The sequence below is a fragment of the Ensifer sp. GW821-FHT05G01 genome, from assembly GCF_059419585.1.
The window spans coordinates 128,235-151,052 of the sequence record NZ_JBWKSC010000008.1 but is presented as its reverse complement, the minus strand read 5'-3'; the positions used below and the strand labels follow the sequence as shown (position 1 = coordinate 151,052).

The following is a 22,818-nucleotide window of genomic DNA, read 5'->3' as shown; positions in this document are numbered from 1 at the left end:
CTTTGATTTTCGATCGGCCACTCGTGCCCGCCACGCTCGTGCAGCGCTACAAACGCTTTCTGTTCGACGCCACTCTTATGGACGGCACGGCTTTGACGGGTTCCTGCCCCAACACCGGGTCGATGCGCGGGCTGACGACGCCGGGTTCGCGGATCTGGATGTCGGAACATGACAGCCCGACACGAAAGTACCGGCAGATGCTGGAGATCGTCGAGGCCGATAACACGCTCGTCGGCATCAACACCGGCCTGCCCAATCGCCTGGCGGAAGAAGCCATTCGCCTCGGCTTGATTTCCGATCTCCATGGTTATCCGTCGCTTTCTCGCGAGCAGAAGTACGGGCGCAACTCGCGCATCGATATCCTGCTCAGCGATCCGGTCCGCGGCTCCGCTTATGTCGAGGTCAAGAACGTGCATTTCAGTCGGATCCGCGGCGTGGCCGAGTTTCCCGACAGTCCCACCACGCGCGGCGCAAAACACCTGGAAGAACTGGGCGACATGGTTGAGGCCGGCCATCGGGCGATCATGGTCTATCTCGTGCAACGCAGCGATTGTGACAGCCTGAGGATCTGCCGCGACTATGATCCCGCATATGCCGCGGCCTTCGACCGTGCCATGGCACGCGGTGTCGAGGCCTATGCGGTGAAATGCCTGATATCGCCGACCGAGATCGCGCCTATTGGTATGATCGCCGTCGACGACGCGAATGTCGGCACACTACGCAACTCAGCCTGAGCGGTGCTGCCGGGCCAATCCTTTGTCGCCAATCCCGCGCCAACCTGCAACAATCTGCGGATAGGCGCCGGCATTGTTCCGCGGTAGGCTTGATGACGAGCCAGGCGAAGGCACGACGCGCCAAAATCTGAGCTCCGGGCCGTGTATCAGTTCCTCTTGGTGCGCGGCAGTGGACGAGACGGCCCCTGCTGCATTATGAAATCAAGCAGGAAACAACTGAAAGTTCTGGAATGGTGACTTACATCGAGGCGGGGTCTTCGCCCTACAAGAACACCGGCGTCATCCGCCTCTACGGACCGGAGGGGTTTGAGGGCATGCGCAAAGCCTGTCAGGTGACGGCGCGTTGCCTCGACGAGCTGGTATCGCGTGTGCGACCGGGTGTGACGACCGAAGAGATCGATCGCTTCGTCTTCGAATTCGGCATGGACAATGGCGCGCTTCCCGCGACGCTAAATTACCGCGGCTACACCAAATCGTCCTGCACCTCGATCAACCATGTGGTCTGCCACGGCATTCCCAACGACAAGCCGCTTCGCGACGGCGATATCGTCAACATCGACGTCACCTATGTAATCGATGGCTGGCACGGCGATTCCAGCCGCATGTATCCGGTCGGCGAGATCAAACGCGCTGCCGAACGCCTTCTTGATGTCACGCACGAGTGTCTGATGCGCGGCATTGCGGCCGTGCGCCCCGGCTCGCGCACCGGCGCGATCGGCGAAGCGATCCAGACCTATGCGGAAGCCGAACGGTGCTCGGTCGTGCGCGACTTCTGCGGACACGGCGTCGGCCGGCTGTTCCACGATGCGCCGAACATCCTGCATTACGGCCGCGCCAACGAAGGTCCGGAACTGCGCGAAGGCATGATCTTCACCATCGAGCCGATGATCAATCTCGGCCGGCCACACGTGAAGGTGCTGGCCGATGGCTGGACGGCGGTCACCCGTGACCGCTCTCTCTCGGCACAATACGAACATACCGTCGGCGTGACGGCTGACGGCTGTGAGATCTTTACCCTCTCCCCGGCCGGCCTCTTCAAGCCTGATATGGCCGCCATGGGCGCTGCATGACGAAAAACACCCGTTCGTCCGCAGGCGACGCGACGCAGCCGGCGGATGAACGATCGTTTTTTGCAGATCTCCTGCCGCAGGCTCCTGCTGCACCCGAAACGAATGCCGCGACCACCGAGGCGCACTACCTCGGTCATCGCGACCGGCTTCGCACCCGGTATCGCGAGCACGGCGATGGCGCGCTTGCCGACTACGAAATCCTGGAAATGCTCTTGTTTCGGCTGATCCCGCGCAAGGATACCAAGCCGATCGCCAAGGCGCTGCTGACGCGCTTCGGTACGCTTGCCGGCGTGTTCGGCGCGCCGCTCGCCTTGCTGCAGGAAGTCAAGGGCATCGGCGAAGCGGTGGCGCTCGACCTGAAGCTTGTCTCAACGATCGGCCACCGGACGCTGAAGAGCGATCTGCGCAAGAAGCACATTCTCTCCTCCTGGTCGGCTGTGATCGAGTATTGCCATGCGGCCATGGCCTACGAGACCAAGGAACAGTTCCGTATCCTGTTTCTCGACAAGCGCAATACATTGATCGCCGATGAGGTCCAGCAGACCGGTACCATCGACCATACCCCGGTTTATCCGCGCGAAGTGGTCAAGCGCGCGCTCGAACTATCGGCGACAGCGCTTATCCTTGTGCACAACCATCCCACTCGCTCAAATCGATCACGTTGGATCACGCACAAGCACGCAGAATCACTAGGAAATTCGCGTATTTTTGGTCTTGCGTAGTGGGGGCGGTTTTGGCAAACTGGGGGCGGTTTAAGGGGTAGGAAACGGCATTCCGCTCCCAGCAAACGATCCCCGTTTCTCCTTGACCGATCCCAGTTGCGGGACAGGAGAAACGTGATGCCAAGCCTGACCGATACCGCGATCCGACATGCGTTGAAGCGCGTCGAAGCGAGCCAGAAACAAGAAAACCTTGCCGACGGCGAAGGGCGCGGGACCGGGAGGCTTGTCCTCGTCCTGAAGCCCATGCCTAAGCGCGTAACCGCCGACTGGATGGCGCAGCAATGGCGCGACGGTAAGCGCATCAAGAAGAAGATCGGCGCCTACCCGTCCATGTCGCTCGCCGAAGCGCGCGAGATCTACAAGCGCGACTACGCCGACGTCATCCAGAAAGGCCGGAGCATCAGGATCGCGACCGATACGCGGCCCGGAACTGTCGCCGACCTGTTCGAGGGCTATGTCGCCTCGCTCAAGAGCGCAGGCAAGCCGTCGTGGAAGGAAACGGAAAAAGGCATGAACAAGATCGCCGACACGCTTGGCCGCAACCGTCTTGCGCGCGAGATCGAGCCCGATGAGATCGTCGAAGTGATCCGACCAATCTACGACCGTGGCGCGCGGGCGATGGCCGACCATGTCCGCGGCTATATTCACGCAGCCTTTGGCTGGGGCATGAAGTCCGACAACGACTATCGGAACACTTCGCCACGTCGTTTCCGGATTCCCTTCAATCCAGCCACGGGCATTCCAACCGAGCCCAAGGTCCAGGGCACTCGCTGGCTCGACGAAGACGAATTCGTGCGGCTTTATCGCTGGCTGGAATGCCCTGACACGCCTGTCACTCCTTCTTATCTGCGCGCCGTGCAGCTTCTCATGCTGACCGGGCAGCGGGTCGAGGAGATCGCTCGCTTCCATATCGACCAATGGGATACCAAGGAGCGGATCATCGACTGGTCAAAGACCAAGAACCTTCAGCCGCACGCCGTCCCGGTGCCGTCGCTCGCCGCCGAACTGATCGAATCCATCAAACCGAACGAATATGGCTGGTTCTTCCCCTCTGCGACTGACCCGTCGAAGCCTGTCAGTCACGGTACGCTTTACTCGTTCATGTGGCGCCAGCGCGATCGCGGCGTAATCCCCTATGTGACGAACCGCGATCTCCGTCGGACCTTCAAGACACTCGCCGGCAAGGCCGGTGTCTCCAAGGAAATCCGCGATCGTCTCCAGAACCACGCGCTTCAGGACGTCAGCTCCAAGAACTACGACCGCTGGAACTACATGCCCGAGAAGCGTGCCGGCATGGCGAAGTGGGACAAGTTCGTCCGCGCGATGCTGGCGAAGAAGAAAGGTGCCGACGCCTTGAAGAAGGCAGCGTGAGCGGTCGGCTTCTCGTGTTGGCCGCCGCGACCGCGACGCTCTGCTACGCCGCGCCGGCCCATGCAGATCCGTGCGAAGGCACTCTCCCCACGCGGGCCGGCGTCCAGTTCTCCGGCATCGTCCGATATGTGGGAGATGGCGACGGTCTCTGTGTCGGGCGAACGGCGGACCCCAATGAGTGGATTGAAGTCCGCCTCGCCGATTTCAACGCCCCGGAGCTACACACTCCCGGCGGTCCCGCGGCCAAGGCGGCGCTCGAACGCCTGGCCCTACAGCGCGAGGTCATATGCACATCCGAGCGCGGGCGCGGCGGCCGTGTCCGCTCCTTTGACCGCGTTATCGCGCGCTGCCGGATCAGCGGAGCCAATCTTGGCGACCTGCTGCGTCAGGCCGGCGTAGCCGAGGGCGGCAACTGATGCGATCCAGCTCACCATTGACTCCACATAGCTTGGAGGCTATATGACTTGGAACGTCAGACTGCATGATGCCTTCGAGGCGGAGTTTCTGGCTTTCGAGCGCGAGGTCCAGACCGAATTGCTGGCGGTCGCGAAGCTGCTAGGCGAATACGGCCCGCAGCTCGGTCGGCCCTATGCCGACACGCTCAAAGGCTCGAAACACGCCAACATGAAGGAGATGCGCTTCTCGGCCGCCGACGGCGAATGGCGTGCTGCCTTCGCCTTTGATCCCGAACGGAAGGCCATCCTTCTCGTCGCGGGCGACAAATCCGGCGGCAGCCAGAAGCGCTTCTATAAGCAGCTTATTGCAAAGGCGGACAGCCGGTTTTCCGCACATCTGGAAAACCTGAAGTCCGCAAAGAAGGACTGATCCGATGGGCCGGAGCCTGGACGAAATCATCGCTTCTCTACCCCGCGACCAGCAGGAGCAGATCGAAGCGCGCTACGAAGAGCTGAAGCAGGAGGTCGAGGGCCTCCGCGAGTTGCGGCAGATTGCCGGCAAAGCCCAGGCCGACATCGCGACGGCGCTGAACATCAAGCAGCCCTCGGTCTCGAAGATTGAGAAGCAGGCGGACATGTATCTCTCGACGCTTCGCAGTTATGTCGAGGCGATAGGCGGAAAGCTGGAACTAACCGTGAAGCTGCCGGCTCGTCCGGCATTCACGATCCACCATCTCGGTGATGTCGCCGCGCCGACCGGCAAGCCTACCGTCGCTCGGCGCAAGGTCGTTGGCTTGCGGTAGGAGCCCCGATGACGCGCCTGTTTGATGTCGATGGAGAGAATCTCGACCGCGGCTTCGTGAATCTCAGAGCGGCGGAATCCCGCCACGAGCAGCAGCTTCACGAGCTGATCGAATCGCTGTGGGCGACCTATGAGCCTTATGCTGATCCGGACTTCCCCCAGGGCTTCGCGCGCGATGTCGATGGCCGGTTCTGGGAAATGTACCTTGGCTGCACGCTACTCGAAGCGGGCCGCGCGCTGCTGCCTGTCGTCGAGCGTCAGCGCGCCGGCGGTCAACCGGATCTGTGCGTCGTAGAAGAGGGACGGCGCATCTGGATCGAAGCGATCACACCCGACGAGGGCGACCCCGGCCCTGATCAAATTGTGCGACCTGTCCCAATGAATGAAGGTGGTGGTCTCTCCGCCGCGCCGATCCGCCAGGCGCAATTGCGCACGACGAGCGCGTTCTGGACGAAGGCGCAGAAGATCGCACGCTACCTTGCTCAGGGCGTTATCGGCCCTGACGACGTGCGAATCATCGCCATCAGCGCAAGCCGCTTCGGTGTGTATGTCGCCGAAAGGCCCCTGCCGCTCATCATGACCTCGCTGTTCCCAATCGGCGATGCCTTCGTCACGATCGATCGGGAGACCGGCAATGTTGTCGAGGAAGGATTCCATTCAGCGCCCTTTATCGACCGCGAACGCGAGCCCATACCGCGCACGGCCTTTCTCGACGAACGGTTCGCTGACATCTCCGGCGTTCTCTGGTCGCGCGTCGGGCTCGGCAACCTTTCGCGCCAAGGCAGACCACTCACCTACGTCCATAATCCCCTCGCGCAGGTCCCGCTTCCGACGAACTGGGGCGTCTGGGATCGGGAGTTCGTCACCACGCCCCAGGGAGAGGCGTGGGAATCGTCGGACATCCTCGCACCCGAGCCATTGGCGGAAGCGTCGGCCGAGCAATGACGACGCTGATCGACGTCTGGAATCTCGACACCTTCGACGTGGCCTTGATGGAAGGGTTGCGCGATCAGCAGCAACTCCTCATCGACTATTTCGCGACGGATCGGACGAACTACCTGAAGCGCGAAGCTTCGGACCATAGGGGTCCGATCCCGTCCAACCCCTATGCCGGGGCCTATTACAGCTTCTCCGAGGACTTGATGGCGGTCATGCAAACCCGGACGATCCGGGCTTGGCATCACACGCGCATGACCGACCGCGAGGTCGAGACCGCCACGAGCAACGGGCTTTATCCGGCAACGCTCGAAACCTTGCGCGCGCGCCTAGCGGACCGCGTCGCGGATGGCGATTTCAGCTTCGATGAAGCCCGGGCGATCTTTGACGCGAGTCCCTTCCACAAAGACCAGTTCGGCTCACGAGCCGACAAGTTCTGGATGACGTCCCACCCGCACCGAATCGACGATGGCGGCGTGACCTCTCTGCTCGCCCATTGGGGCGGTGAATCCGCCTATTTCAATCACGACGACGGCGAGATCCTCGACAGGCTCTCGAACCTCGGCGCCCCGCGCGTCCTCGAAATCGCTGTCCCCCTCAATGTCACGCCCGACGCCTATTCAGCAGCCAAGGCGGTGATCGCGCTCTATGCGCGCTCGCTCGACTGTCACGCCGATTGGGGCGGGTTCGACCTATACGCTTCTTCGCACCTCGGCCCCGAAGCGCTGCTGCGCGTACATAGCGGCGGCGAGCCAGACTTCGCGACCCTCGGGCGGGGCTATCCAGCCGCCTTTCATGACCGGTTCGGTGACGATGCTTAGTTCGGCGACCCTGCGACTACCTGGATCATAGGAGCGCCTTTATCGAGCAGATCATCGAGGAAGTCTTCTCGTGAGGGGATCGGCCCGGCCTGAGTCGCCAGGATGAGCGCTTCGACGACCTGTCGCGCCAGTGAGCGCGCCAGGACACGTTCACTGGTCGAGATCGCCGCCATAGCGCGGCCGTGCAGGAATGCGCTCCTGACATTGAAAAGCGTCTCGTACTGGTCGGCATAGCCGCGATCTCCCAGCAGCCCGGCCACCCGTCCACGCATTCTTCTCGTAGGGCTCATTTTTTTGTGCCGGTCCGGGGCGACGCGAAAGCTCTTCTGATAGTCGGCCTGCAGGCCCAGAGCCGCCTCGATCGTGGTGATATGCGCCAGAAACTCATCGACACCCTCGGCCAGAAATGCGCGCACGAGGAAATGGGCGATCGGCGTTTCGAACAGGACGGTCCGCTTCGCCTGCTCCACGATCGCCCATCGATGTTGATCCCAAACGGCCACCTCTGTCCTGGCCTCGTCGGATAACCGTAATTCCAGGGGCCGCTCTACCTCCACCGTCCCGCCATAGCCGTCGTCATAAACGCGGTCTTCCCAGTTGAGCGTATCGGACGATGGCGGTGAGCTGGGGCGCACGAAGATGTCGTTGTCCACGGTATAAACCCACGGGACGCGGAAGCCGCGCCAGTCGACCTCCGGCATTGTCGACCAGCCTTCCCAGGGCGCCAGCAGGAAGAAGAACAGCGCGTCCTCGAGCGCACCCGGAAACCGCCCTTTGTGTGGTTCGATCTGGCCGAGATCCTGCCGCATGTCCATGAACAGCACGGGGACGGCACGCGCCTCCGGCTCCTTGTCGAGCGCCACCTCTTCCTCGACCACCAGCCAATGGAATTCCGAAAACCGATCGGCATCGAAATCGACGCCCTGAAACATGCGCTTCAGCCGCGTCGTGTCGACGAGCGCGCGAAGCTCGTCCGCCTTGAACTGGGCAACCCGCGCCGGCCCGAACGCAAGGGACGGAAGCTCCTCTGCCAGATCGAGCGGCGCGAGATGGACACGGCGCGCGTGGGTCGCGCGAAATGCTGTGTCGAGCCCTATCGCCGCCACCTCGACAGGAGACGCGAGATGCGCCGCGTCCGTGCGAAGCTCGCATGGCAGACCGAGCGAGCGCAGCGCCGTCGAGAGTGCGAAGGTCGGCCCCTCCTTCCCGGCATTGGGATAGCCGTCACGGCAGGCTTCACGCAGCCGCACGAACGCCGGTGCGGCGAGGAAATTGTCAGGCCCCGGCGGAGCCAGCCGCCACAGCTCCGCCATCGCGTGCAACATTGCCTCGCTCGGGCCTGGCTGTGCGTCGCTCATCAGGTGATCCGCAGTCGGCGCAAGAGCTTTGCCAGCATCGCTTCATACTCCTCGGGTTTCGAGAAATCGGCGTACATCTTGCCTTTCAGAAACTCTGGCAGCTCGCACGGCTCGTAGAGAAGCGGCAGCACGACAACCTCGCCGCTGGTGATCTCCCGATTCATTGCCACGTCGAGCTCCTTCTTCACCCAAGGGGCGTCGATCGACTTGGTCGAGAGCACGACGGCGATGTAGCGGCTGAGCTTCATGCCCTCGTCGATCTTGGCGATGAGCGAGTCACCAATGTCGATTTCGGCTTCGTCCAGCCAGACTCGCGGCACGCCATGAGCGAGCAGGTCGGTTCGCAGGCGACGCACGAACGGCTTGTCGACGCCGGTATGGCTCAGGAAAATCCCGTGATATTTCTCGTGGGCCGGGTCGGCCTTCTCCAGCGCCAGGCTATCCCGGACCAGTTGGTTCTCGGCGTCCGGCGACGTCGGCGGCGTCAACAGCCACCCGACCGTCATTCCAAGCGCCACGCGCCCGCCGAGGCTATAGCCCTCCGGCGTCGACGCGATCGAAGTTATCCCCTCGGCCGGGTCCGACAGGCACAAGGTCCAGCCCGTCTTCGACAGGACATCGAAATAGCGCACGAACGGGCTATCGTGATCGATCGCGCCCATCCGCCGCCCCTTCTTCACGAGCAGGTCCGAACGCTTCACAAGCCCGCCGACCTTCGGTGCGGCGTAGCCCAGATGGGTTTCGCGATAGCCGAAGAAGTTCATCCGCTTTGGCTCCGACAAGCACCAGACCACGGTGGCGCCGGCCGCGATCGCGGCCTCCATCTCCTTTTCCCGATCGTCAGCCAGGAAGGCGGAATCGATGTCGTAGCTGTCATTCTGGCGCTTGAGCTTCCCCAGCTCATTGGGTTCGTTCGAGAACTCCCCCTCCGCGCCGAACAGGAAATGAGAATAGCTCTGCGGATTGATGATGATCGTGTCGTACTCGTAGAGCGGAAACGCCGCGCGCGCCTTATCCACCCCAGCCTGGCACAGTCCGAGATTTTCAATCTCGACACCTTCGATCTTATCGCCGGTATATGTGACCCCGACCGTCAGCACGCGCTTCATCAACTCTCCCCTTTATTGTCTTCTGTGGTCTCGCCCGATGATGCGCCCAGCCCCACAGTCTCACCCCGAGACCGGGACCGGCCTCACGTCCTTGACCTCGCCGCGACTTCCGACCAGCGCGATCTCGATGCCGGCCAGCGCGCAACGCGGCGCCAGTCGCTCCGCCAGTCGCAAGGTGCCTTCCGTGAATGGGACGACGGCCACTTGCCGTCCTTGCGACGGCGTCGCCATCAACATGCCAACCGTCTCGCACAAACCCTTGTAGAGTCGAGACACCTGGCCCGAATGCCTCGTGTTGATGATCCCGCCCTTGCATTCGGCGGAGATGACGTGGTTGCCGACCTCTGCGACCACATCACCCAGCCCCGACTTTGGATTGACGGTGATCTGCTGGCCCGCGGCGTTCCGGTATGTGCCGCCATAGCTGGTGGTGCCGACGCTCGAGATCTTGATGAAGTCGCGCCGAAGCAACCAGGCGGCGAAGTCGAATTGCTTGCCGTGCTCTCCATCGGGGTGAACACGGACGTGCTGGGTATCCTGCGTCCGTAACAGGTGCATGGCATAGGCGATCATGACCGCGCCTTCGTAGAGATGGTGTTCGTGTTCGCCGTCGGATTTTCCGACCCGGTTTGGCGGCGGCGACAGCGCCGTAACGAGATCCTCGAAATCCATGACAATCCTCCCCGGCCGTTAGTGTAGCTGATGGGCCGAGAGTAATCGTCCTTCAACGCGGAATGGCTCAAGCTACTGGTAGCAGATTGAGCCGCCGTTCGTCCGCACTCTTTCTTCGCGCAGAACGTCCGAAACCTTAGGACCGCCCGGAGGGGAAAGCCTTCCCCTGCGTCCGAGCCTTGCGTCTCGGCCGACCCCTTCTGCGGGAGGCCCCGCAACGCCCCTTTTAGAGGAAGAGGACGGACCGGCTTTGCCGTGACGGGTTGAGGGCTGGAGAAGAGGTCTCCGGCGCCCGTCATGGAGATTGGTCCCATGACCCAGGTTTCGGTTCTAGACGCCCGCCGCGACACCAGCGGCGGCTACAAAGTGGATGTCGGCCGCGGCGAGCGAATCGGCCGCGTCTCGTCGGAATGGTTTTCCCGGCCCGCAGACGAGCGCTACCTGTCGCTGTCCGAGCTGGCGCGGGCCGTCCGTGACCGCGCAGATCGCAGCCGGACCCGCGTGGCGGAAAGCGCCCTGATCCATGTCGAAGCGAACCGCAGCGACCCGGAACGGCTGGCGTTGATCCTGCCGGGCACGGATACGCCCATCGCCCCGACCCATTGGAGCTTCGGCCAACTGGCCAGCCTGGTCGGCGCGCCGGCAGCCTATCTGCGCCAGCTTCCCGCGCCGCTCGCCGCGATCAACCTGCAATACGGCCTGACGTCCAATCGGGCAGAGCAGATCAAGACGCTGGAAACCGATACTGGCCGTGTCGAACTGCGCGCCGTCACTGGCCCGGACTACGGCCGCATCTACGATCACGAACTGGTCGAGGCCGTGCAGCGCATTGCCGGCAACGGCACGGGCGACACACGTTGGAAAGTGCCCGGCGTGCTCGACTGGTCGACCGGCATCTACAATCCGCGGGTCGACATCACCAAGGATACGACCACGCTCTATGCCTCCGACCGCGACGTCTTCCTGTTCCTGGTCGACGACCTGAATCCGATCGAAGCTGGCCGCCTGCCTGACGGCTCGCCGGATCTCTACTTCCGGGGCTTCTACTGCTGGAACTCCGAGGTCGGCGCCAAGACGCTTGGCATGGCGAGCTTCTATCTGCGCGCGGTTTGCCAGAATCGAAATCTCTGGGGCGTGGAGGATTTCGAAGAAATCACCATCCGCCACAGCAAATATGCCGCCAACCGGTTCGCGCACGAGGCGGCCCCGGCGCTGCTGAACTTCGCAAACTCCTCGCCCCTGCCATTCGTCAACGGCATCAAGGCCGCCCGCGAGCGGATCGTCGCCAGAACCGACGAGGACCGCACCGACTTCCTGCGTCGCCGCGGCTTCTCGAAGGCCGAGACCGGCAAGATTATCGACACGGTGTTGGCCGAGGAAGGACGACCGCCCCAGAGCATCTTCGATTTTGTGCAGGGCATCACCGCCGTTGCGCGCGACAAGCCCCATCAGGACGCCCGCCTCGACATGGAGGCCAAGGCGAAGAAGCTGCTCGATCGAGCCGCCTGACCTCCGCAAAGCCGGAGATGCGGTTTTCCGTGTCTCCGGCTTTGCGCTTCCGCGTGTCCCCCAATTCCGTTCCGTGGCGCTGCCCCCTTTAGAGGAAGAGGGCGGCGCTTCGCTCCGTGACGGGTTTAGGGCTGAGAGAGAGTCTCTCGGCGCCCGTCGCGGAGACTACCCGATGGCTACTGCCGTTCAGAAGATCACCCTGTCGTCCTCGCGCGACATCCCTTTCAACAAGCTGGTCCTGTCCCAGTCCAACATCCGGCGCGTGAAGGCCGGCGTCTCGATCGAGGACCTCGCCACCTCGATCGCGCGTCGCGGCCTGATCCAGAGCCTCAGCGTTCAGCCGGTCGTCGATGCCGATGGCGTCGAGACCGGCATGTTCGAGGTCCCGGCTGGCGGCCGACGCTTCCGCGCCCTCGAACTGCTCGTGAAGCAGAAGCGCCTCGCCAAGATCGCGCCGGTGCCCTGCATCGTGCGCGACCGCGACAGCGAGATCCTCGCAGAGGAAGTTTCGCTCGCTGAGAATATTGAGCGTGCCCCGCTTCATCCGCTCGATCAATTCCGCGCCTTCCAGGACATGCGCGCCAAGCACATGACCGAGGAGGAAATCGCCGCAGCGTTCTTCGTCCCGGCCAATGTCGTGAAACAGCGGCTGCGCCTTGCGGCGGTCTCACAGGCGCTCCTTGACGTCTATGCCGAGGACGGCATGACGCTGGAGCAACTCATGGCCTTCACGGTCTCCGATGACCATGTACGCCAGGAGCAGGTCTGGGACGCGATCAAGGACGCCTGGTCCAAGGAGCCCTATCAGATCAAGCGCATGCTGACCGAGAAGACGGTGCGGGCATCCGACAAGCGCGCTGTGTTCATCGGGATCGAGGCTTATGAGGCGGTGGGCGGCATCGTCATGCGCGACCTTTTCCAGTCCGACGATGGCGGCTGGCTTCACGACCCGGCGCTCCTCGATCGGCTTGTTGGCGAGAAGCTGAAGGCTGAAGCCGAGACCATCGCTGCGGAAGGCTGGAAGTGGATCGAGGTGGCGGTCAGTTTCCCTTATGACGCGGCACGCGGCCTGCAGGAGATCGCCGGCACGGCCCTCGATCTGACGGCGGCGGAGCAGGCGACCATCGACGCGCTGAACGCCGAGATGGCCAGGCTTGAAGCCGAATATCAGGACGCCGACGAGCTGCCGGACGAGGTCGATCAGCGTCTCGGTGAAATCGAGACCGCGCTCGCGAGCTTCGAGGATCGCCCGATTCACTACGAGCCGGCCGATATCGCCATCGCCGGCGTATTCGTCAGCATCGACGCCGACGGCTCGCTCACGGTCGATCGCGGCTTTGTCCGGCCCGAGGATGTCCCTGTCATCCCAGTCGACGGCGACGGAGACACCGGGTCGGGGACCGATGGCGTATCGAGCGAGCCCGAAGGCCCGACGGTGCAGCGCGCCGTCATCACCATCGGGGGCCAGCCCGCCGAACCGGAAGATGACGACGAGGACGACACCATCAAGCCGCTGCCCGAACGCCTGGTCATCGAGCTGACCGCCTACCGCACACTCGCGCTGCGTGATGCCGTCGCCAACAACCCGCACATCGCCATGACGGCGCTGCTGCACAAGCTCGTCTCGGACCGGTTCATGACCCGGATGTATGCCGGAGCCATGGAGGCGGGGGTGAAGCACATCTACTTCCCCGTCCAGGACGAGGCGCTGAAGGACAGCCCCTCAGCGCGGGCGGTGCAGGAGCGTCACGACGCCTGGGCCGCCGACATCCCGAAAGACGACGACGCACTTTGGGATTGGCTCGCCGGCCTCGACGATACAAGCCGCATGGCGCTGCTGGCGCACTGCGTCAGCTACGGCGTGAACGCGCTCTACGAGCGGCCGAATCCGCACAGCTCCAGCGGCGTGTCGCAGCATACGCTCGACATGCGACTGGCCCAGGCCGACCGCCTGACGCGGGCGACCGGGCTCGACATGGTGGAGGCTGGCTGGCGTCCGACATTCGGCAACTACCTCAATCGCGTTACGAAGCCGCGCATCCTCGAAGCGGTCCGCGAGGCGAAGGGCGAACAAGCCGCCCAGCTCATCGACCATCTGAAGAAGGGCGACATGGCCAAGGAGGCCGAGCGCCTGCTCGCCGACAGCGGCTGGCTGCCCGAACCGCTGCGCCTCGCTGATCTTGCCGATCGGCCTGACGTCGGCGAGGCCGGTGACACCGAAGCGTTGCCGGACTTCCTCGCCGGTGACGATGACGAGGTGACCGAGGCCGATGCGGACGCCTCCGACCTGATCGCCGCCGAATAGGCCCCTTGGCGGGGAGCGACGCCGATCGCTCCCCGCCGCATTTTTCAAGGAGCCTTCAGATGGATACCTCCATCATCGATGTGCCGCGCCGCGTCGTCTTCCAGTATCTCGTTCCCGTTCACGTCGAGGTCGAAGATGGCCTCGTCTGCCGCGTGACGGTGATCGACGAAACACCCGTGCGTCACCCCACCGTCGTCGAGGGCGACAGCGCCGATCTCCACGAGGCCGTCGGCGCATCCGACGACGGGCAGCCATGGCCGTCCTGGAAGTTCGGCTACTGACCCCACCACATCCTTTCATCCACCTCGAGCCCGGCCACGCGCCGGGCTCTTTTCGTTTCAGGAGACCGCCGTGGCGGAGTATTTCACACGCTTCTCATGCCTGCTGGATGTGGGCACGGTCGAGAACGCAGCGCGCGCCCTCGACATCTACAACGACCTGATAGCGCAGAACGCCGCCGAAGACCCTCCGGCCGAACCGTTCCTGCTTTCGATCGAACCGGAACATGGCCCCACGCGCCTCTGGATGCGCGATCCGGGCACCGCCGACCCCCAGCTCCTCATTACCTTCGTGACGCGCTGCGCAGAGGCGTTTGGCCTCGCCGGACGCTGGGGTTTCCAATGGGCCGGCATCGCGTCCGAGCCGCGCATCGACGGCTTTTCCGGAGGCGCCCATCTCCTCGACCTGACGACGGGGCAGACCATCGAATGGATGAGCAGCGGCGGCTGGCTCGCCGACCGCCTCGCTGCGGGAGGCGCGACATGAGCATCCCGGATCATGCGCGGGACAATTCCAGACGCTGCTCCGCGCTGCGGCCGATGGTGCCCTGGCGCTGATGGAATGCGCCGACGCCGCAACCGGAGAGACCCGCTACGTCATCTGCGCGGTCGGCCGCGATGATGGCGACTACGTGTTCACGCCGTTCGGTCACCTCGCCGACGGCGATCCCTACGAGGCGTACACGCCTCCGAATGGCGGCTCCTGCATCGCGGATTGATCCGCTACCAGACCGCCACTTCCCACTGGCCGTTCACGCGCGCGAAGCCGACCGGCCTGTTCTGCGGTGTGGCGTTGGCCCGGGTCGTATCCATCGTGAGCTGCGTCATGCATGTCACGCCAGGACCGACGCCACCTGGAGAACAATCGCCGAGCTTCAGAGTCGCATTGGCGAGCGAGGTTCCCGTGAAGAGGCGATGGCGCCGCACGGCGGCGATCGCCTCTTCCTCGGTCGGCTGCGCGACGCCGGCGACGGCGGCGGCCGACGATCCGCCCGGCGAAATCATGGGGCGCGCCATGAACCCAGCGCCAAACCCCACCACCAGGCATCCCGCCGCCACCGTGCCGATCGCGCTTGCCTTCATGTCCGTCTCTCCCTTGACCCCGCTCAGTGAAGCGCACGCGTCCTCGATCGTCGAGGCCGCCGCCCGCCATGTGTTGGATGACGGAGTGTAGCGGCGCGCGGCCGACCTCGGAAGACGAAGCGGTCAAAAGGTCATCGCGCGCGCCAGAGTGAGAGGTTGGCCGGGACGGGTTCGAGCCGGTGCGGTCGAGAGAGAGCGCCTGCCGGCTCCTCCGTTTCCGCTCTCCCGAGGTGCCCTTCATGACCATCGCTTCCGCATCCGCGGCCGCTCCCGCCGCGTCGTCTCCGCTTGCCGTGAGCCCGCCGCCCGCCGCCATCCTCGCCGCGGCCCAACACCTTCTCCCGCATCTCGAACGCGGCCAGCCCGTCGATGCCGTAACCTTGCGCGGCGCGATGGAGGCAGCCTTCGGCGCTTCCGACACGTGCGGCGCCTGGGACTGGAAGACGGCTTACGAAGCCTGCGAAGCGGCGACCGTGCTGTTTCTGCGCAAATACGGAAAGGCGGTTTTCCGCAAGTCCGGCTCTCCGACCGCCAGTCTCCCCATGCTGACCAAGATCGCGAGCCTGATGCCGACGCATACGCGGCGCTCGGAAGAGACGCAGGCCTTCCAGCAGTTCTCTACGCCGGTGCCACTCGGTCTCGCTGCGATTGCCGCCGCCGCGATCACACCCGCGGACTGCGTGCTGGAGCCCTCGGCCGGAACCGGGCTGCTCGCCATCCTCGCCGAGATCGCTGGGGCGAGGCTAATGCTCAACGAGCTGGCCGACACGCGCGCAGGCCTTCTGTCCTCCCTCTTTCCGGCCATCCCCGTCACACGCTTCGACGCAGCCCAGATCGACGATCACGTCGATGCGACAGCGGTGCCGAGCGTCGTGTTGATGAACCCGCCATTCTCGGTGATGGCGAACGTCTCCGGCCGCATGGCCGAGGCCGCCTATCGCCACGTCGCCTCGGCGCTGGCGCGTCTGGCGGATGGCGGACGGCTCGTGACGATCACGGGCGCCAGCTTCGCGCCCGACGCACCGGCCTGGCGCGACGCGTTTGCCCGGTTGCAGGAGCGCGGACGTGTCGTGTTCACCGCAGCCATCGACGGCGCAGTCTACGCCAAGCATGGCACGACCATCGAGACCCGGCTGACTGTCATCGAAAAGAAACCTGCCGACGATTGCACGGTCTTTCCGCCATCCGCCGGTATTGCGCCCGATGTCACGACGCTGCTCGGCTGGATCGAAGCCCAGCTTCCCGCACGCCTACCGGTCGCGCTGCCGAAGGTCGATTTGGCCGCTTCCGTGCCGCGCACCGTGCGCGGCTATCTCGCTCGCGCCGCATCATCGCCGGTTGCCCGTTCGATCGCCGAACCCGAGGGCGTCGAACTCGCCTATGAGATCGTCGACTGGACGCCTCCCGAGGGTGGCCGGCTAACCGATGCCATCTACGAGGAATACGGCCTTCAGGCGATCCGTATTCCCGCCGCTCAGGCGCACCCGACCAAGCTGGTCCAGTCTGCCGCGATGGCCTCGGTCGCGCCGCCGAAGCCGAGCTATCGGCCCCGGCTGCCCGCCAGTATCGTCACCGACGGCATCCTGTCCGACGCCCAGCTCGAAACCGTCATCTATGCTGGCGAAGCCCATGGCGAATTCCTCGCCGGGGCCTGGACCGTGGACGAGACCTTCGATCTCGTCTCGGCTGCGCCGGACGATGCGCAGAACGCAGTGCGCTTCCGTCGCGGCTTCATGCTCGGCGACGGCACCGGCGCCGGCAAGGGCCGCCAGGCAGCCGGCATCATCCTCGACAACTGGATGCGCGGACGGCGTAAGGCGGTCTGGATCTCCAAATCCGACAAGCTGCTGGAGGACGCGCAGCGCGACTGGTCGGCCCTCGGAATGGAACGCCTGCTGGTGACGCCGCTGTCGCGCTTCCCGCAGGGCAAGCCGATCACGCTCGGCCAAGGCGTCCTATTCACCACCTATGCCACGCTACGGTCCGACGACCGCGGCGAGAAGCTTTCTCGTGTCAAACAGATCGTCGAATGGTTGGGCTCCGATTTCGATGGAGTGATTATTTTCGACGAGAGCCACGCCATGCAGAACGCCGCTGGCGGCAAGGGCGAACGCGGCGACGTCGCTGCCTCGCAACAGGGCCGTGCGGGCTTGCGGCTCCAGCACGCGCTTCCGAATGCGCGTGTCGTCTATGTCTCCGCGACCGGCGCCACCACGGTGCACAATCTCGCCTATGCGCAACGGCTTGGCCTGTGGGGCGGCGAGGATTTCCCCTTCGCCACGCGCGCCGAATTCGTCGAAGCGATCGAGGATGGCGGCGTCGCGGCGATGGAAGTGCTCGCACGCGATCTGCGCTCGCTCGGCCTCTACACCGCCCGGTCGCTCTCCTATGACGGCGTCGAATATGAACTGGTCGAGCACCAACTCACCCCCGAGCAGACGCGCATCTACGACGCCTATGCCGGGGCGTTCGCGATCATTCACAACAATCTCGACGCCGCGATGCAGGCCGCCAACATCACGGGCGATACCGGCACGCTGAACCGGCAGGCGAAGTCCGCCGCCCGCTCGGCCTTCGAGAGCGCCAAGCAGCGCTTCTTCGGCCACCTGCTCACGAGCATGAAGACGCCGACCCTGATCCGTTCGATCGATCAGGACCTGGCCGATGGCCATGCCGCCGTCATCCAGATCGTCTCCACCGGCGAGGCTCTGATGCAACGCCGGCTGGCCGAGATCCCGACCGAGGAATGGAACGACGTCCGCGTTGACATCACGCCGAGGGAATATGTCCTCGATTACCTCGCCCATTCCTTCCCGGTGCAGCTCTACGAGCCGTTCACCGATAGCGAGGGCAACCTGTCGTCGCGGCCGGTCTATCGCGCTGGCCAGCCCGTCGAGAGCCGCGAGGCCGTCGCACGCCGGGATCGCCTGATCGAGACGCTGGCCAGCCTGCCGCCGGTCCCCGGCGCGCTCGACCAGATCGTCCAGCGCTTCGGCACCGACATCGTCGCGGAAGTCACCGGCCGATCGCGGCGGATCGTCCGCAAGTCGGGTGCCGACGGCAGGGGCGAACGCCTCGCCGTCGAGAACCGCGCCGCCTCTGCCAATTTAGCGGAAACCTCCGCCTTCATGGATGACTTGAAGCGCATCCTGATCTTCTCGGATGCTGGCGGGACCGGGCGCAGCTATCACGCCGATCTGTCGGCGCGGAACCAGCGGCTCCGCGTCCATTACCTGCTCGAACCGGGCTGGAAGGCGGATGCCGCGATCCAGGGGCTCGGCCGCACCAACCGCACCAACCAGGCGCAGCCACCACTGTTCAGGCCGATCGCCACCGATGTGAAGGCAGAGAAGCGCTTCCTGTCGACGATCGCCCGCCGGCTCGACACGCTGGGGGCGATCACGCGCGGCCAGCGCCAGACTGGCGGACAGGGCCTCTTCCGCCCCGCGGACAATCTGGAATCGCACTATGCGCGCGATGCGCTGCGCCAGCTCTATCTCCTGCTCGTGCGCGGCAAGGTCGAAGGTTGCTCGCTGCAGATGTTCGAGGACGCCACTGCCCTGAAGCTGATGGACGACAACGGCATCAAGGACGAGCTGCCGCCGATCACCACCTTCCTCAATCGGCTTCTGGCGCTGACCATCTCGCTACAGGGCATCCTGTTCACCGCCTTCGAGCAGCTCCTCAACGCCAAGATCGAGGGCGCCATCACCAGCGGCGTCTATGACCTCGGGCTGGAGACGCTCCAGGCCGAGAGCTTCATCGTCACCGACCGTCGCACCATCCATGTCCATCCAGGCACCAGCGCCGAGACGCAGTTGCTCACTGTCACCCGGCGCGAACGCAACCGTCCGACCTCGCTCGACGGCGCGTTCGATCTTCTCGCCGACCCGCGCACAAAGCTGCTGGTCAACGGCCGCTCCGGCCGAGCCGCCGTACAGGTTCCAGCATCGTCCATCATGCTCGACGATGGCGAGATCGAGCGTCGCGTCGCGCTGATCCGCCCGATGGAACAGCACCATGCCACCCTCCGCTCGATGGACGAGAGCCATTGGGAGGAAGCCGATCGGAACAGCTTCGTGGAGGCCTGGACCGCTGAGATCGCCGAGGTGCCGGAATTTTCCGATAGCACCATCCACATCGTCGCCGGCCTGCTGCTGCCGATCTGGAAGCGGCTGCCGAACGAGTCGACGCGGGTCTATCGACTCCAGACCGACGCGGGCGAGCGCATCATCGGCCGCCGCGTCTCGCCGGCGTGGGTTGCGGGCGCAATGGCAACGGGGGCGAGCACGTTGACCCCTGACGACGCCTTCACGGCGTTGATGGATGGCCGCACTATCCTCGACATCGCTGAAAGCATGCAGCTTCGCCGCGTCCGCGTCATGGGCGCCAACCGCATCGAACTGTCGGGCTTCACCGACGCGATGCGCGACCGCCTGCAGGCCTATGGCCTGTTCAGCGAGATCATCTCGTGGAAGCTGCGCTTCTTCGTACCGACCGACGCTACCGGCCCCGCGATCCTCGGCAAGGTGCTCGAGCGCTTCCCTGTCGAGCGCGTCGGCGAGCGGGAGGCGGCGTGATGGCACGGCAGGACGCCTCCGAACTAGCGATCCGTCTCGGCCGACAGGCCGATGCGGTGTGCCGTAATTATCTCTCCGCCGGTCACCGGGAGGGCCGATATTGGCTGGTCGGCGATGTGCGCAACACGCCCGGCCGCTCCATGTTCGTCCGGCTGAAGGGTGGCGACACCGGCAAGGGCGCGGCCGGCAAATGGACCGATGCCGCCACCGGCGAGCATGGCGATCTCCTCGACGTCATCCGTGAGAGCTGCGGCCTGGTCGACTTCAAGGACGTCGCCGATGAGGCCCGCACCTTCCTGTCGATGCCACATCCCGAACCGGACCGACCGCATGCTGGCGAGCGCAAAGCACCGGCTCCGACCGGATCGCCCGAAGCGGCGCGACGGCTCGTCGGGATGTCGCAGCCGATTTTGGGCACTGTCGTAGAAGCGTATCTACGGGAACGTGCGATTACGGTTTTGCACAGAACCGGATCGCTGCGTTTCCACCCCCGATGCTATTACCGGCCCGACGAGCATTCCCCGACCGAGACCTGGCCGGCGATGATCGCCTCCGTCACCGATCTGGCTGGCCGGATCACCGGCGCACACCGTACCTGGCTTGCTCCGGACGGTTCGGACAAGGCGCCGATCGATACCCCGAGGCGCGCGATGGGCGATCTTCTCGGGCACGCGGTCCGCTTTGGTGTACCGGGCGACGTAATGGCGGCCGGCGAAGGCATCGAGACGGTGCTGTCGCTGCGATGCGTCTTGCCCGACATGGCGATGGCGGCGGCGCTCTCGGCCGCCCACCTCTCCGCCATCCTGTTCCCCGAGACATTGCGCAGGCTCTACATCGCGCACGACAACGATCCGGCCGGCGACGGCGCGATGACGACGCTCATCGAACGGGCGAACGCCGCCGGGATCGAGGCGATCGTCGTGTCTCCGAGACTGGGCGACTTCAACGAGGATCTGCGAACACTGGGACTGGAGAGCCTGCGGGCAGCGGCGCGGGTGCAGATCGCACCGCAGGACGTCGCGCGCTTCATGGCACTGGCGGCATAGCCGGAAGGGAATGCTGATGACGGCAACGCCGTCGCCGGCATCGCTCGGACGCTCCCAAGTGTCGGGGAGAGCCGCAACCCGGCCTTCGAGAGGGCGATCGGCCAGCAAACGGCCCGGACCAACAACGTCGGCGCCCGACTATTTTCCGGCGGCCCTTCGGGCCTTTCCATCGCGAAGCAAAATAGCCGTCCTTCGCCGTCCTCCGCTGCGCTCCAGCCCTTCGCTTCGCTCCGGGTGCAGGTCCGGTCCGCCTGCCGGCTTTCGTCGCCAGAAGGCCGCGAGGGTCGCGGTCACACCGACGAAGGAGCATCTCGATGAGCGAGCACGACGACAGCTACGAGCCGCATCACGAATCATCCCCCACCGACCACGTCCTGTCCGAACTTCAGCTTTATGGCTACCGTCCCTTTGCGGACGAACCCGACGGGAGGCCGCTACCCGAGGGCAACCAAGTCGCCGGCGCCATCGCCGATATCTTCGACGCCCTGATCGTCACCCTGGAAGACACCCGCCTCGAGCCCGACCTCGACGATCTTCTCTGGTCGACTGTCAACGTCTTCCACCGCGCCACCGACCGGATCGAGCGCGAGCTTGACGACAACGAGCAGGCGCAGCGCCGCGGGCAACGCGAACAGGACGGCTCCGAAGTGAAGGCGGTCGAGCTGGAGCGCCTGACGGCCGAAGGGCAGACGATGATCGAGCGTCGCAACGCCTTCGAGCTGATGCGCGACCAGGCCGCCGAGCGTTACGAACGGCACACCGGCTCACCTTGGCGTCCCCGCAGCGGATCGATGGTCAACCACCGCAACCTGACCTCGGCGATGATCGACAGCCGCGACTTCCTCGCCGCAAAAAAGCGCGCCGACAACGAGGTTCTGCTGCCGGCCGGGCCGAAGATCGCCATCACTGGCGGGCTCGATTACAACGACCACCGGCTGATCTGGGCGAAGCTCGATCAGGTCCACGCCAAGCATCCCGACATGGTGCTGATCCACGGCAAATCGCCTAAGGGCGCCGAAAAGATCGCCTCCCGCTGGGCCGACCACCGCAAAGTGCCGCAAGTCGGATTTGCGCCTGACTGGACGAAACACGCCAAGGCGGCCCCGTTCAAGCGCAACGACCAGATGCTCGACGTTCTGCCGATCGGCGTCATGCACTTCCCGGGCACCGGCATTCAGGACAACCTCGCCGACAAGGCGAAGAAGCTCGGCATCCCGGTCTGGAAATTCGGCACGGGTGGCGCGTGAGCGCCATCCACTATCCCAGCATCTCGGGCCGGAATTGGGACCGCCGGCTGATGATCTTGCCGGATACCATGAACACACCGTCGCCGGTATAATGCAGCGTCTCGGGATGCTTCGGCGACGACGCGACGTGCGCCTTCACCACCTTGAAAATGAAGAAACTGTACTTCTCGACCAACGCATCGTCGTGCAACTGGCATTCGAAGCTCGCATGGCACTCACCGATCAGCGGCGCATCGACCTCGTCGGCGTTTTCGGCCGTCAGCTCAAAATGGGCGAACTTGTCGATTTCGCTTCCAGACGTATTGCCGATCCCGACCACCGTATCGGTCAATGCGGTTGTCGGCAGGTTGATCACGCATTCGCCGCTGTTGCGGATCATCTCGAAGCTGTGATTGCCGCCGGAGATCATCAGGCCGACGAGTGACGGCGAGAACTCCAGGATCGTCTGCCAGCCGAGCGTCATGATGTTGGTCTTGCCCTGCCACTTCGAGGACACCAGCACGATCGGGCCTGGCTCCAGATAGCGGCGCACCTGACCGACGGGGAAATCGCTCTTCTTCGGGATCTTCGTCATGCAGCAGCCTCGCAGACAGTTACTCGTGTCGCATCATAGCGCCCGGTGTCGGCGGTATCACGACCGGTGAGACGTTTGGCGGACCCGGCAGATGCATCGAAGTCCAATCCTCTGGCGGCTGCCCTGACCGACGGAAAGCCACCCCCGCATCCATTCGCTGATCCTTGGTCCGGCCGAGGGCCTGACGCCATCAACCCGTGAAGGGT

At 64.3% G+C, this 22,818-nt stretch carries 21 protein-coding genes and 2 pseudogenes; 18 read left to right on the top strand and 5 right to left on the bottom strand.

What is annotated here, in order from left to right:
* The first annotated feature begins 2 nt into the window (after positions 1-2).
* From sfsA to AC07UR_RS20115, 9 genes and pseudogenes are all read left to right on the top strand, one after another.
* Positions 3-734, top strand: coding sequence for a DNA/RNA nuclease SfsA (gene sfsA / locus AC07UR_RS20155; protein WP_209792326.1), 732 nt, complete (start codon positions 3-5; stop codon positions 732-734).
* 230 nt (positions 735-964) lie between these two features.
* Positions 965-1,804 carry a type I methionyl aminopeptidase gene (gene map / locus AC07UR_RS20150; protein ID WP_173419898.1) on the top strand — a complete coding sequence of 280 codons (840 nt, stop codon included), beginning with the start codon at positions 965-967 and terminating at the stop codon, positions 1,802-1,804.
* Positions 1,801-2,448, top strand: a pseudogene (locus AC07UR_RS20145) (JAB domain-containing protein); the annotation flags it as partial. The gene map and the pseudogene AC07UR_RS20145, both read left to right, overlap by 4 nt.
* A gap of 195 nt (positions 2,449-2,643) precedes the next feature.
* Positions 2,644-3,897: a tyrosine-type recombinase/integrase gene (locus AC07UR_RS20140; RefSeq protein ID WP_494700121.1), complete on the top strand. Its 1,254-nt coding sequence runs from the start codon at positions 2,644-2,646 to the stop codon at positions 3,895-3,897.
* Positions 3,894-4,313 (top strand): thermonuclease family protein, encoded by a 420-nt coding sequence (locus AC07UR_RS20135; protein WP_371421998.1) that lies wholly within the window; start codon positions 3,894-3,896, stop codon positions 4,311-4,313. The genes AC07UR_RS20140 and AC07UR_RS20135 overlap by 4 nt, the downstream gene beginning before the upstream one ends.
* A gap of 43 nt (positions 4,314-4,356) precedes the next feature.
* The gene (locus tag AC07UR_RS20130) at positions 4,357-4,722 is read left to right on the top strand and encodes a type II toxin-antitoxin system RelE/ParE family toxin (protein WP_371421999.1); all 366 of its coding nucleotides are present in this window, start codon (positions 4,357-4,359) and stop codon (positions 4,720-4,722) included.
* Positions 4,723-4,726: 4 nt separating this feature from the next.
* Positions 4,727-5,095 (top strand): XRE family transcriptional regulator, encoded by a 369-nt coding sequence (locus AC07UR_RS20125; RefSeq protein WP_371422000.1) that lies wholly within the window; start codon positions 4,727-4,729, stop codon positions 5,093-5,095.
* A gap of 8 nt (positions 5,096-5,103) precedes the next feature.
* A complete protein-coding gene (locus AC07UR_RS20120) occupies positions 5,104-6,039 on the top strand; it encodes a hypothetical protein (protein ID WP_494700120.1) in 936 nt (311 codons plus the stop codon).
* A complete protein-coding gene (locus AC07UR_RS20115; protein ID WP_494700119.1) occupies positions 6,036-6,851 on the top strand; it encodes a hypothetical protein in 816 nt (271 codons plus the stop codon). Before AC07UR_RS20120 ends, AC07UR_RS20115 begins: the two co-directional genes overlap by 4 nt.
* Here AC07UR_RS20115 and AC07UR_RS20110 read toward each other — a convergent pair.
* Genes AC07UR_RS20110 through AC07UR_RS20100 form a run of 3 tightly spaced genes read right to left on the bottom strand, consistent with a single transcriptional unit; the run spans position 6,848 to position 9,990 of the window.
* On the bottom strand, positions 6,848-8,209 hold the full coding sequence (locus AC07UR_RS20110) for a hypothetical protein (protein ID WP_494700118.1): 1,362 nt from the start codon (positions 8,207-8,209) through the stop codon (positions 6,848-6,850). The genes AC07UR_RS20115 and AC07UR_RS20110 overlap by 4 nt on opposite strands.
* A complete protein-coding gene (locus AC07UR_RS20105; RefSeq protein ID WP_494700117.1) occupies positions 8,209-9,318 on the bottom strand; it encodes a toll/interleukin-1 receptor domain-containing protein in 1,110 nt (369 codons plus the stop codon). The genes AC07UR_RS20110 and AC07UR_RS20105 overlap by 1 nt, the downstream gene beginning before the upstream one ends.
* 60 nt (positions 9,319-9,378) lie before the next feature.
* Entirely contained in the window at positions 9,379-9,990 is a 612-nt protein-coding gene (locus tag AC07UR_RS20100) for a hypothetical protein (protein ID WP_494700116.1), read from the bottom strand.
* A 312-nt stretch (positions 9,991-10,302) separates the two neighbouring features.
* Between AC07UR_RS20100 and AC07UR_RS20095 the strand changes: the two genes are divergently transcribed.
* From AC07UR_RS20095 to AC07UR_RS20075, 5 genes and pseudogenes are all read left to right on the top strand, one after another.
* Complete coding sequence (locus AC07UR_RS20095) at positions 10,303-11,499, top strand: DUF932 domain-containing protein (protein ID WP_494700115.1); 1,197 nt, start codon at positions 10,303-10,305, stop codon at positions 11,497-11,499.
* 172 nt (positions 11,500-11,671) lie between these two features.
* A complete protein-coding gene (locus AC07UR_RS20090; protein ID WP_494700114.1) occupies positions 11,672-13,804 on the top strand; it encodes a ParB/RepB/Spo0J family partition protein in 2,133 nt (710 codons plus the stop codon).
* Positions 13,805-13,863: 59 nt separating this feature from the next.
* A complete protein-coding gene (locus AC07UR_RS20085) occupies positions 13,864-14,085 on the top strand; it encodes a hypothetical protein (RefSeq protein ID WP_494700113.1) in 222 nt (73 codons plus the stop codon).
* 70 nt (positions 14,086-14,155) lie between these two features.
* On the top strand, positions 14,156-14,569 hold the full coding sequence (locus AC07UR_RS20080; RefSeq protein WP_494700112.1) for a hypothetical protein: 414 nt from the start codon (positions 14,156-14,158) through the stop codon (positions 14,567-14,569).
* Positions 14,566-14,801 (top strand): annotated as a pseudogene (locus AC07UR_RS20075) (DUF6117 family protein). Before AC07UR_RS20080 ends, AC07UR_RS20075 begins: the two are co-directional and overlap by 4 nt.
* Before the next feature lie 4 nt (positions 14,802-14,805).
* Here the strand turns inward: AC07UR_RS20075 and AC07UR_RS20070 are convergent.
* Positions 14,806-15,099, bottom strand: a complete 294-nt coding sequence (locus AC07UR_RS20070) for a hypothetical protein (protein ID WP_494700111.1) — start codon at positions 15,097-15,099, stop codon at positions 14,806-14,808.
* On the opposite strand from AC07UR_RS20070, the gene AC07UR_RS20065 reads away from it, so the two are divergent.
* The 4 genes from AC07UR_RS20065 to AC07UR_RS20050 all read left to right on the top strand — a co-directional run bounded on the left by AC07UR_RS20065 (position 15,098) and on the right by AC07UR_RS20050 (position 22,038).
* Positions 15,098-15,256 (top strand): hypothetical protein, encoded by a 159-nt coding sequence (locus AC07UR_RS20065; RefSeq protein WP_494700110.1) that lies wholly within the window; start codon positions 15,098-15,100, stop codon positions 15,254-15,256. The two genes, AC07UR_RS20070 and AC07UR_RS20065, sit on opposite strands and share 2 nt — an antisense overlap.
* Before the next feature lie 148 nt (positions 15,257-15,404).
* On the top strand, positions 15,405-19,745 hold the full coding sequence (locus tag AC07UR_RS20060; protein ID WP_494700109.1) for a strawberry notch-like NTP hydrolase domain-containing protein: 4,341 nt from the start codon (positions 15,405-15,407) through the stop codon (positions 19,743-19,745).
* Positions 19,745-20,791 (top strand): DUF7146 domain-containing protein, encoded by a 1,047-nt coding sequence (locus tag AC07UR_RS20055; protein WP_494700108.1) that lies wholly within the window; start codon positions 19,745-19,747, stop codon positions 20,789-20,791. The genes AC07UR_RS20060 and AC07UR_RS20055 overlap by 1 nt, the downstream gene beginning before the upstream one ends.
* Positions 20,792-21,105: 314 nt before the next feature.
* Positions 21,106-22,038 carry a DUF2493 domain-containing protein gene (locus tag AC07UR_RS20050; RefSeq protein WP_494700107.1) on the top strand — a complete coding sequence of 311 codons (933 nt, stop codon included), beginning with the start codon at positions 21,106-21,108 and terminating at the stop codon, positions 22,036-22,038.
* Positions 22,039-22,048: 10 nt separating this feature from the next.
* Here the strand turns inward: AC07UR_RS20050 and AC07UR_RS20045 are convergent, their stop codons facing one another.
* Entirely contained in the window at positions 22,049-22,612 is a 564-nt protein-coding gene (locus AC07UR_RS20045; protein WP_494700106.1) for a flavin reductase family protein, read from the bottom strand.
* Positions 22,613-22,818 lie beyond the last annotated feature (206 nt).